Here is a 12,108-nt window from a genome sequence, read left to right on the forward strand (position 1 = left end):
AACCTAAAAAAAAACACTTAGAATAAATAAAACAATAAAAAAAATAACCAATAAAAATTAACAATTAATATTTAATGTAATGAAAAACACAAAAGCAATTCTATTTTTAATAATAACTTTGTTCTCCTTTTCGGGAATTAAAAGTCAAAACAAAGTGAAAAATAATGCTCCATTATTTTCTAATTTCACATATCAAGGAGATGATCAGGTTTATAAAGATAATCCATTAAAATCAGACGAATTCTATACTCCAATTTTACAAGGATGTTACCCAGATCCAGCTATTACAAGAAAAGGAGATGATTATTATATGGTTTGTTCCTCGTTTGCAATGTTTCCAGGAGTACCTGTTTTTCACTCTAAGGATTTAGTAAACTGGACTGATTTGGGAGGAGTATTAAATGATGTTACTCAATTCAATCCGCATGATACTGGTATTAGTCAAGGAGTTTATGCACCTGGTATTACTTACAATCCTCATAATGATACTTTTTATATGATTGTAACAGCCTTTTCAGGCGGATTGAATAATATTATTGTAAAAACAAAAGATCCTAAAAAAGGTTGGGGAAATCCTATTAAACTTGATTTTGGAGGTATCGATCCTGCTATTTTCTTTGATGATAATGGTAAAGCTTATATTGTGCATAATGATGCTCCTGATAATGGAAAAGAGCGTTACAATGGCCACCGTGTGATTAAAATGTGGGAATATGATGTTGAAAAAGATAAAATAATTCCTGGAACAGACAAGATTATTGTTGATGGAGGAGTTGACCCTACTAAAAACCCAATTTGGATTGAAGCACCACATCTTTACAAAAAAGACGGAAAATATTTTTTAATGTGTGCCGAAGGAGGTACAGGAGGCAATCATACCGAAGTTATTTTTAAAAGTGATAGCCCTAAAGGACCATTTATTCCTGCATCAAACAATCCTATTTTAACGCAAAAATATTTTGGAAGAGACAGAAAAAACAAAGTAGATTGGGCTGGTCACGCTGACTTAGTTAAAGTTTCTGGAGACAAATACTATGGTGTTTTCTTAGCGGTTAGACCAAACGAAAAAAACAGAGTGAATACAGGTCGTGAAACATTCATTTTACCCGTAGATTGGTCTGGAGAATTTCCAGTTTTTGAAAATGGGTTAATTCCATTAGAGCCAAAATTGAAAATGCCACAAGGATCTACTGAAAACAAAACAGGAAAGGAAGGTTTCTTCCCTAATGGAAATTTTACTTTCAATGATAATTTTACATCAAGTAAATTGGATTACCGTTGGATTGGTCTAAGAGGACCTCGTGAACAATTTATCTCAACTTCAAAAAAAGGATTGACTATTACTCCTTTTGAAACTAACATTAAAGAGTTGAAGCCAACCTCTACCCTATTCTATCGTCAACAACACAATAGTTTTTCTTATACAACTACAATAGAATACAAACCAAAATCAGATAAAGATTTGGCAGGTGTTGTAGCCCTACAAAATGAAGGCTCTAATTATGTTTTTGGAATTACAATGAAGGACAAAGATTATTATGTGATTTTACAGAAAAATCAAAAAGTAAGAAGAGATCCAGTAACTTCAACAATTGTAGCGAGTACAAAAATCGATCTTAAGAAACCCGTACAATTGCAAATAAAAGCCAAAGGAGATGAATACACATTTAGCTATTCTCTTAACGGAGTTGATTTTGTTAGTGTTGGAGGTCCTGTTTCTGGTGATATCTTATCTACAGATGTTGCAGGTGGTTTTACTGGTTGTTTGTTAGGATTGTATGCTACATCAGCAAATGATGCTCGACCTGAATAGAAACACTATAAATTTTAACTTATGAAAAACATTTATTGGACAGGTATTTTTTTATTGTTTTTTGCAGTTTGTTCTGCAAACAATGACATACGTACAGATAATGGAATTAAGGCAGAAATAAATAATACAACTGTAGAAATTCAATTTCTTTCCTCCAAAATTGTTAGAATTTTAAAATATCCTAAAAATACCATTTTGGATAAAAAAAGTTTATCGGTTATTAAAATACCAGAAAAACTTAATTTAAAATTTACTAATGATGATAATTTTTATATAGTTAGCAGTAATAATTTAAAAGTAAAACTCGATCGAAAAACAGCTACAGTAAGTTTCTTTGATTTAAATGAAAAATCTTTTTTTCCAGAAAAGAAAGAAGCTTTTGAGTTTTTACCAACCAATGATGCTGGAGAAAAAACATTTGCGGTGAGTCAATCCTTTCAATTAGAACAAGACGAAGCAATTTATGGACTTGGGATTCTTCAAAATAGGAAAATGTCTCAAAGAAATCAAAAAGTTCGAATGATTCAAGGCAATACCGATGACTATGTGCCTTTTTTTCAATCGATAAAAGGATACGGTCTTTTTTGGGATAATTATTCGCCAACCACTTTTGAAGATAATACTAACGGAACTACTTTTCGTTCTGATGTAGGGAATTGTATCGATTACTATTTTATGCTCGGAGGAAATGCCGACGGCGTTATCGCCCAGATGAGAGAACTTACCGGACAAGCACCTATGTTTCCTTTGTGGACATTTGGTTTTTGGCAAAGTAAGGAACGTTACAAAAGCCAAGAGGAGGCTGTAGATGTGGTTAAAAAATATCGTGAATTGCAAGTTCCTTTAGACGGAATTATTCAAGATTGGCAGTATTGGGGAGATAATTATCATTGGAATGGAATGGAATTTTTAAACCCAGAATTTCCTAATCCACAAAAATTTGTAGATGATGTTCATAATCTAAATGCCCATTTAATAATATCTATTTGGTCTTCATTTGGACCTGAAACAAAACCCTATAAAGAATTGAAATCCAAAGGCATGTTGATGGATTTTGCCACTTGGCCTCTGTCTGGGAAAGATGTTTGGCCACCAGATATGAATTTCCCTTCAGGAGTTATGGTATATGATGCTTATAATCCTGAAGCAAGAAATATCTATTGGAAATACCTCAGCAAAGGTCTTTTTTCTTTAGGAATTGATGGATGGTGGATGGATTCTACAGAACCCGATCATTTAAATCAACAAGATAAAGATTTTGATAATAAAACGTTTTTAGGTTCTTTTAGAAAAGTGCGTAATGCTTATCCGCTAATGACTGTGGGTGGCGTTTATGATCACCAGCGTAAAACTTCTTCGGACAAACGTGTTTTTATACTGACTCGTTCTGCTTTTGCGGGGCAACAAAGCAAAGGAGCTAACACTTGGTCTGGAGATGTTACCGCATCTTGGGATGCTCTTAAAGATCAAATTCCAGCAGGTCTTAACTTTTCTATGACTGGTATTCCGTATTGGAATAGTGATATTGGAGGTTTCTTTTTGAATAAGTTTCCAAAAAAATTACAAGATCCAAATTATACCGAATTGTATACGCGTTGGTTACAATTTGGGACTTTTTGTCCAATGATGCGTTCTCACGGAGCCGATGCACCTCGTGAAATATATCAATTTGGCAAAAAAGGAGAGGTAGTTTATGATGCCATCGAGAAATTTATCAACCTGCGTTATAGTTTATTGCCTTATATCTACTCAACTTCTCACGACGTTACAGCAAATCAATCCAGTATGATGAGAGCGATGGTAATGGATTTTCCTTTGGATGAAAAAACACACGACATCAACAATCAATTTATGTTTGGTAAATCGATTATGGTAATTCCAGTTACAGATGCGATGTACACTAAAGACGAGGTTTCCAACGGTACTACTACAAAAGTACGAGATCTTACTACGATAAAATCGACAGCGGTGTATTTGCCTGAAAACACGATTTGGTATGATTTCTGGACCAATAAAAAATTCGAAGGTGGACAAACGATTAGTAAAGAAACGCCAATGGATATTATACCACTTTATGTAAAAGGCGGTGCTATCATTCCGATTGGTCCAAAAGTACAATACGCTGAAGAAAAAAAATGGGACAATTTAGAAATTCGTGTATATACAGGAAAAGACGGAAGTTTTGAATTATATGAAGATGAAAATGACAACTATAATTATGAAAAAGGAGCTTCTTCTTCAATTAAATTCACTTGGGATGAAGCTACAAAAAAGCTTTCTATAGCCCAAAGAAAAGGTACATTTGATGGAATGTTAGAAAGTAGAAACTTCAAAATTGTTTTTATTAGTTCGGAAAAAAATCAGCTAATTAAAACCATTAATTACAAAGGACAAGATATAAAAATAGTTGCTACTGATAAATAGCTAACCAAAAAATTGATAGAATGAATTTTAAAAATTTAAAATACGTATTACTATTTGCCTGCATGCAATCTTCTTTTGCTCAAATGCAACCTTTTAAATTGCAAGAAGTAAAGCTGACAGATGGAGTGTTTAAAAATGCACAAGATGTTGATCAAAAGTACATTTTGGAACTTAATCCAGATAAATTACTAGCTCCCTACTTGATTGATGCAGGTATACCATTAAAAGCCACACGATATGGTAACTGGGAAAGTTCTGGATTGGATGGTCATATTGCAGGACACTATTTGTCTGCTTTAGCTATGCTATATGCCAGTACTGGAAATACAGAGCTAAAAACACGTTTGGATTATATGGTTAATGAACTAGCACTTTGCCAAGCTAAAAATGGTAATGGCTATGTAGGAGGTATTCCTGATGGAAAAGTATTTTGGGACCGTATTCACAAAGGAGATATAGACGGAAGTACTTTTGGATTGAATAACACTTGGGTACCAATTTACAATATTCATAAACTTTTTGCAGGCTTACGTGATGCTTATGAAATTACCGGAAATGAACAAGCTAAAAAGGTTTTAATAGGATTAGGGGATTGGTTTATTGAACTCATAAAACCACTTTCAACCGAACAAATTCAGCAAATTTTGAATACAGAACATGGTGGAATAAATGAAACTTTTGCCGATTTATACATTATTACAAAAGAAAAAAAATACCTTGAAGCTGCTCAGAAACTTTCGCATCTTAAACTTTTGAATCCACTACTTGAAAAAGAAGATAAGCTTACGGGTCTTCATGCCAATACGCAAATACCTAAAGTAATTGGTTATGAAAAAATTGGACATTTGACAAATAATACCGCTTGGGAGCATGCCGCTGATTATTTTTGGCATAATGTCACCGAAAAGCGTAGTGTAGCATTTGGAGGGAACAGTGTACGGGAACATTTTAATCCAACTAACGATTTCAAACAAATGCTTGAATCGAATCAAGGTCCTGAAACTTGTAATACCTATAATATGCTTCGTTTGACAAAAGCCTTGTTTTTGGATAATAATGATGTGAGTTATCTGGATTTTTACGAACGCGCACTATATAACCATATTTTATCTACTGAAGAACCTGAAAAAGGAGGTTTTGTTTACTTTACGCCTATACGCCCAAATCATTACAGAGTGTATTCACAACCTGAAACGAGTATGTGGTGTTGTGTGGGATCTGGTTTAGAAAATCACACAAAATATGGCGAATTGATTTACAGTCATTCTCAAAATGATGTTTTTGTCAATCTTTTTATCCCTTCTGAATTGAGTTGGAAAGAAAAAGGACTGCAATTAATACAAACAAATAATTTTCCAAACGAAAATGCTACTGAATTAGTTTTGAAATTGAAAAAAAGCAAAAATTTTTCATTAAATATTCGTTATCCAAATTGGGCAACAAATGTCAAAATTTTTGTTAATGGAAAATCTCAAGTATTTACAGGAAATCCATCGCAATATATAAATTTGAACAGAAAATGGAAAAATGGAGATAAAATTTCATTTCAATTCAATATGGAAACCAAATTAGAATACCTTCCTGATGGTTCTAATTGGGCTGCTTTTGTACGCGGACCAATTGTTTTGGCAGCCAAAACTTCAACAAATGATTTGACAGGACTTTTTGCTGATGATAGTAGAATGGGACATGAAACGAAAGGAAAATTGTACCCGCTTAATGAAGCCTATGCACTGGTAGATGATGCTAAAAATTATGTTTCAAAATTAGTGTCAATTGACAATATGGACTTCAAGTTGGATTCGTTGACACTTCAACCTTTTTATAAGATTCACGATGCACGTTATCAAATGTATTTTCAGACTTTGACCAATAATGAATATATAAACCAAATCGAAAATCAAAAACAGCATGAAGCTGCAATTTTAGCTCTTGAGGCCATCACTGTGGATAAAATAAACTGTGGAGAACAACAACCCGAGGTGGATCATCAATACAAAGGCGAGCAAAGTAATTCTGGTTATGATGACGAGAAATTTTGGCGTACAACACGCTCTTATATTTCCTATCAGTTGCAAAACAAAAACAAAGCTGGTAAATACATTGAAATCAATACTTTGAACGATATAAATCCTGAAAATTTTGAGATTACAATCAATGGGAATGAAGTCAAAATTAACTCCATAGAAGATAAAACCATCAAAATTCAAATACCAGAGCAAGCAAACTTTCAACTGAAAATTACTGCTAAAAATAAAATACTGACACCTCGATTTTATCAAATTAGGATTTTAAAATAATCAAACAGACAAATGAAAAAACAAAAATCACGCTGGATAGTATTATCTATTTTTATGTATTTTTCTTTTATTGGAATTGCTCAAAATCCAATAATAAGAAATCAATATTCTGCTGATCCATCTGCTAGAGTATTTGGAGACAGAGTTTATGTTTATCCTTCTCATGATATATTAGCAACTGATGGAAAAGGCAGGAAGGATTGGTTTTGTATGGAAGATTATCATGTTTTCTCATCTGATAATCTTACCGATTGGACAGATCACGGCATGATTGTCACTCAAAACAAAGTACCTTGGGTACGTCCAGAAAGTTATAGTATGTGGGCTCCAGACTGTATAGAACGAAACGGAAAATATTATTTTTATTTCCCATCTACACCAAATGATAATGTTGGTAATGGTAAAGGATTTAACATAGGTGTAGCAGTTGCAGATAAACCAATTGGGCCTTTTATTCCTCAAGACAATCCTATAAAAGGAGTGCAAGGTATTGATCCTAATGTTTTTATTGATAAAGACGGTCAAGCTTATTTGTATTGGTCTTCTGGAAATATTTATGGCGCAAAACTAAAAGAGAATATGACTGAGCTAGATTCTGAAGTTAAGACTTTAGGCGATTTACCTTCTAAAGGATTAAAAGAAGGACCCTATGTGTTTGAACGAAAAGGGATTTATTACATGACATATCCACATGTTGAAGATAAAATTGAGCGATTAGAATATGCAATTAGTGATAATCCATTAGGTCCTTTTAAAGTTATGGGAGCAATTATGGATGAATCACCAACGGGTTGCTGGACAAATCACCACTCGATTATAGAATTCAAAAATCAATGGTATTTGTTTTACCATCACAATGACTATTCTCCAACATTTGATAAAGCCAGATCGGTTAGAGCGGATAGTTTGTCGTTTAATTTAAACGGTACTATTAAAAAAGTGATTCCAACTTTAAGAGGTATAGGCATTACCAAAGCTGTTAGTGAAATTCAAATTGATAGATACTCAAAAATCAGTGAAAAAGGAATTTCAATAGATTTTATTGATCCTCTTGATAATTTTAAAGGTTGGAAAACACAATTTAGTACTTCAAATGCATGGGTTGAATACGATTCTGTTGATTTTGGTGAAAATTCTTTAAAATCTGTACTTATAAAAGCAAAGTCCAACACGGGTGGTAGTATAGAGGTAAGGAATAATGGTAAAGATGGAGTTTTAATAGCTGAAGTTAAAATACCTAAAAGTACTCATTGGCAAACCATAACAGTTCCTGTAAAAAAGTTTACAACTGGAATTCAAAACTTGTATGTTGTTTTAATGGATAATAAAAAACAAGTTGAGATTGATTGGATAAGTTTTAAATAAGGCTGTGTTTAAATGGAATACACCATAATTAAAACCTCATATAAGATTACTTTCTTCGATTATTTTCACTGTTTAAATCATTTTTTAAAAAACAAATTAAAATATTTTAAACAACACAATAAATTTTTTAAATGCGAATTTAATAATTTTCATATTAATTTCTGAAAATATAATTGTTATTAAACTAGTCTTTTTTTTTACGTTTTTTACTGTCTAAATTTATTGAAACTGAATTTTTTTCAACATAATGTGTAAAAAGAACACTTATAATGTTTTTTTAAGATTATTTTAGGATTATTTTATTAGAGTAACCATTGTTGATATTTTTGTTTAAAAACCACTTTATTAAATAATTCTCAGTATTTCACTTGTTTTTTTATTTTATGTAAATTTTAATTTTAATTTTTTTGTTTTATTCTTTAAATAAATATTACACAATCGGTTGTTTTTTTATTTTATTATTTTATATTTGTCTAATAGAAATTCACAATAGTTTGTTAATTTAATTCTAGAAACAGATTGAGATATTATTTTATCTCTTTATTATATTTTAACACAACCGATTGTTATTCACTGTTTTTACTAAATTGAAATCTATTATAGTATGTTATAAACTGTTGTTATTTAAATTGATTTTTTACGATTTCTAAATGAAATTTACATTCATCAAAAATACTAGTATATTAAAAATATTATTAACTAAACCACAATAACCAAAAAGCCTATGAGATAATTATTATTTAAATAAAATCACCTTTTAGATGTACTAAATTAATGTTTTTGTATTTTTTTTACTAAAAATTAGTATAGGATCTAAATTAGTAACAGGTGTTTTTTATATCAACGAAATCATATTTTTCATTTTATTAAGATTTTAAGTTAGGAAAATTTTATACATCTAAAATTGATTTAATAAAGTGTAAAGTATTTGATATAAAAGTTAAGTGTTAATTTTTAATAAATTTAAAAATGTCAAAATATTAATATGAAAATACAATTAATAAAAATTCCACGTAAAGGTAAATTCGTGGTAATAGGAGTTTTGTTTCAGTTTATGTTTTCGAATGCAGTGTTAGCTAATGAAGGTCATAAGACTTTATCTTTATTAGTAGAAAAAAAGGTTCAAACTACACAACAACTAATAGTTACAGGCACAATTATTTCTGCTGAGGATAAGTTGCCAGTTCCAGGTGTTACAATAGTAGTTAAGGGTAACTCTACATTAGGGGTTATTTCTGATATTGATGGAAAATATAAAATTATTTTACCTAATTCAGTTGCCGTGTTAGTTTTTAGTAGCATTGGTTTCAATACTATTGAGAAAAAGATAAATGGACAATCGGAAATTAATGTTGTCATGACTCTAAATAAAACCACATTAGAAGAGGTTGTTATTGTAGGGTACGGAAAGCAAAAAAAGGCGAGTGTTGTTGCTGCAATTTCTCAGATTTCTGGATCAACATTAGAACGAGCAGGTGGAGTTCAAAGTATTGGAGCGGCTTTAACAGGTAATGCACCTGGATTAATTACTAGTGCAAGTACTGGTATGCCAGGTGAGGAAGATCCTCGTATAGTAATTCGTGGAACTAGTACTTGGAATGGTTCGTCTCCTCTTATATTGGTCGATGGAATTGAGCGTCCAATGAGTAGTGTTGATATTGGTTCTGTAGAGTCGGTTTCTATTCTAAAAGATGCTTCTGCAACTGCAGTATATGGTGTTAGAGGAGCAAACGGTGTAATTCTTATCACTACTAAACGTGGAAGTGTAGGGAAAGCATTGATTAGAGCTAGAGTTAATACAACTATGAAAGTTCCTTCGCAATTGCCTAACAAATACGATTCTTACGATGCTTTAACTGTTAAAAATCAAGCCATTGAAAATGAGTTAGCATTATCACCATCTTCTTGGAATGACTATCTTCCACAAGCAATAATTGATAAATATAGATTTCCTGCTAATCAAGGAGAAAGAGAACGCTATCCAAACGTGAATTGGGATGATACTTTATTTAAAGATTATACGATGTCTTATAATGCGAGTTTGAATGTAAGCGGTGGTACTGAATTTGTTAAGTATTTTACTAGCGCAGATTTTTTAAGTGAAGGTGATCTTTTTAGAAAATACAGTAATGATAGAGGATATGATCCAGGTTATGGATTTAACCGATTAAATGTTAGAACAAATTTAGATTTTAAAATTACTCCGACCACAACCTTTGTAGTAAACCTTTCAGGTTCACATGCGGTTAAGAAAAGTCCTTGGGGAGCTTCCGGAGGTGAATATACAATGTGGGATGCAGCTTATTCTACAGCTCCTGATGTGTTTTTACCTTATTATGAGTCAGATGGTTCTTGGGGTTATTATGCTCCAAATCCTGGTAAAGCATCAAATTCAGTTCGTAATTTAGCTATTAGCGGTATCCAATATAAAACCACTACACGTCTTACTACTGATTTTGCAATAGATCAAAAACTAGATATGTTAGTAAGAGGTTTAAATTTTAAAGGGACAATAGCTTTAGATAACACTTTTGTAGAAGGTGATCGAGGGGTTAATGATTTGTACAATGATACCCAGCAGAAATATATTGATCCAGTTTCAGGAATGGCTACTTATACACAGAACTACGATACAACCAATAGGTTTGATTTTCAAGAAGGTGTAAAATGGTCTCCTAGTGCCGGTACAGTTCAGAATTGGGGAACACAGAGAAGGCTTTTTTATCAAGGACAATTGAATTATAGTCTAAATATACAGTCTGATCATGATATTACGGCAATGGGACTTTTTAATCGTAATGAAAATGCAACTGGAAGCGAGATTCCTCATTATAGAGAAGACTGGGTTTTCCGTACTACTTATGGTTACAAAGGGAAATATTTTGCTGAATACAATGGAGCATACAATGGTTCCGAACAATTTAGTAAAAAAAATCGTTTTGCTTTCTTTTCTTCTGGAGGAATTGGTTGGATAGTATCTAAAGAAGGTTTTATGAAAAAAACAGAATCTTTCTTAGACCTACTTAAAGTGAGATTAAATTATGGAGAAATAGGTGATGATAATATTGGTGGTAGATTTGGTTATTTGACGCAATGGTCTTATGGAGGACAATCTCAATTAGGAACAAGTGGTGAAGGAGGAGAGGCCAGTCCTTACACATGGTATAAACAGAGTTCTTTAGGGAATGAATCTGTCTCTTGGGAAACGGCAAAAAAATCGAATTTAGGTATTGATTATGGATTCTTTAAAGGCTTAATAAAAGGCTCAGTTGATTTCTTTAAAGAAGATCGTTCAAATGTGTTTTTATCAGGTGGTGGTAGAGCAATTCCATCCTATTTTGGAGCCTCAGCTCCCCCAGCAAATTTAGGGAGAGTGAAAAACGAAGGTTATGAATTTGAGATTAAATTAAATCACACCTTTGCTAATGGTTTGAATTTGTGGGCTGATATGAATGTGTCCCATTCAAAAAACAAAATTATAAATGCAGATAACCCTGAATTATTGTCAGATTATCAAAAGTCTGAGGGTAAAGCCATCGGTCAAGCTTATTCCTATGTAGCACAAGGTTATTATAATACTTGGGATCAATTGTATGCAAGTACCATTCAAGATACAAATGATAATCAAAAATTACCAGGTAGTTACAATATTCTAGATTATAATGCAGATGGTGTAATTAATTCTTATGACAATATACCTTATGGATTTACTGGTACTCCTCAAAATACGGCTAGTACTACCCTTGGTTTTAACTGGAAAAAGTTTAGTGCATTTGTTCAGCTTTATGGAGTTAATAATGTTACACGACAAGTAGTACTTGGAAGTTTAACTTCGCAAAATCACGTAGTATATAATAATGGTTCATATTGGTCTAAAGAAGATACTAATGCTGATTCACCAATGCCTCGTTGGCTTTCTACTCCAAGTGGTTATAACGATGCTCAGCGTTATATGTATGATGGTTCATATTTCCGTTTAAAAAATGCTGAAATAGCTTATACTTTTGATTCAAGTACTTCATTTGTAAAATCGATAGGTATTCAAAATATAAGAGTATTTCTAAATGGTGATAATCTTTATTTCTGGTCCAAAATGCCTGACGATAGAGAGAGTAATTATGCTGGAACTGGTTGGGCATCTCAAGGAGCCTATCCAACAGTTAAACGTTTTAATCTAGGAGCTAATATTATTTTTTAAATTATAGA

At 32.2% G+C, this 12,108-nt stretch carries 5 protein-coding genes; all 5 read left to right on the plus strand.

Annotated elements, in window-relative coordinates; all coding sequences use genetic code 11:
- Window positions 1-79: 79 nt before the first annotated feature.
- A complete protein-coding gene (locus E0F76_RS01885; RefSeq protein ID WP_132000698.1) occupies window positions 80-1,813 on the plus strand; it encodes a glycoside hydrolase family 43 protein in 1,734 nt (577 codons plus the stop codon).
- Between the two features lie 21 nt (window positions 1,814-1,834).
- Entirely contained in the window at window positions 1,835-4,237 is a 2,403-nt protein-coding gene (locus tag E0F76_RS01890; protein ID WP_132000700.1) for a glycoside hydrolase family 31 protein, read from the plus strand.
- A gap of 20 nt (window positions 4,238-4,257) precedes the next feature.
- Window positions 4,258-6,537, plus strand: a complete 2,280-nt coding sequence (locus E0F76_RS01895; protein ID WP_220398888.1) for a glycoside hydrolase family 127 protein — start codon at window positions 4,258-4,260, stop codon at window positions 6,535-6,537.
- A gap of 12 nt (window positions 6,538-6,549) precedes the next feature.
- On the plus strand, window positions 6,550-7,902 hold the full coding sequence (locus E0F76_RS01900; protein WP_132000702.1) for a family 43 glycosylhydrolase: 1,353 nt from the start codon (window positions 6,550-6,552) through the stop codon (window positions 7,900-7,902).
- Between the two features lie 985 nt (window positions 7,903-8,887).
- Window positions 8,888-12,100 (plus strand): SusC/RagA family TonB-linked outer membrane protein, encoded by a 3,213-nt coding sequence (locus tag E0F76_RS01905; protein WP_132000704.1) that lies wholly within the window; start codon window positions 8,888-8,890, stop codon window positions 12,098-12,100.
- Window positions 12,101-12,108: the final 8 nt, after the last annotated feature.

The organism is Flavobacterium cellulosilyticum (genome assembly GCF_004349355.1).
Classification (GTDB): Bacteria; Bacteroidota; Bacteroidia; order Flavobacteriales; family Flavobacteriaceae; genus Flavobacterium; species Flavobacterium cellulosilyticum.

Bases quoted from the DNA above. Each gene is read 5' to 3' on its own strand.
- E0F76_RS01900 (WP_132000702.1), top strand. From the start codon at position 6,550: ATGAAAAAACAAAAATCACGCTGGATAGTATTATCTATTTTTATGTAT.
- E0F76_RS01905 (WP_132000704.1), top strand. From the start codon at position 8,888: ATGAAAATACAATTAATAAAAATTCCACGTAAAGGTAAATTCGTGGTA.
- E0F76_RS01895 (WP_220398888.1), top strand. From the start codon at position 4,258: ATGAATTTTAAAAATTTAAAATACGTATTACTATTTGCCTGCATGCAA.
- E0F76_RS01890 (WP_132000700.1), top strand. From the start codon at position 1,835: ATGAAAAACATTTATTGGACAGGTATTTTTTTATTGTTTTTTGCAGTT.
- E0F76_RS01885 (WP_132000698.1), top strand. From the start codon at position 80: ATGAAAAACACAAAAGCAATTCTATTTTTAATAATAACTTTGTTCTCC.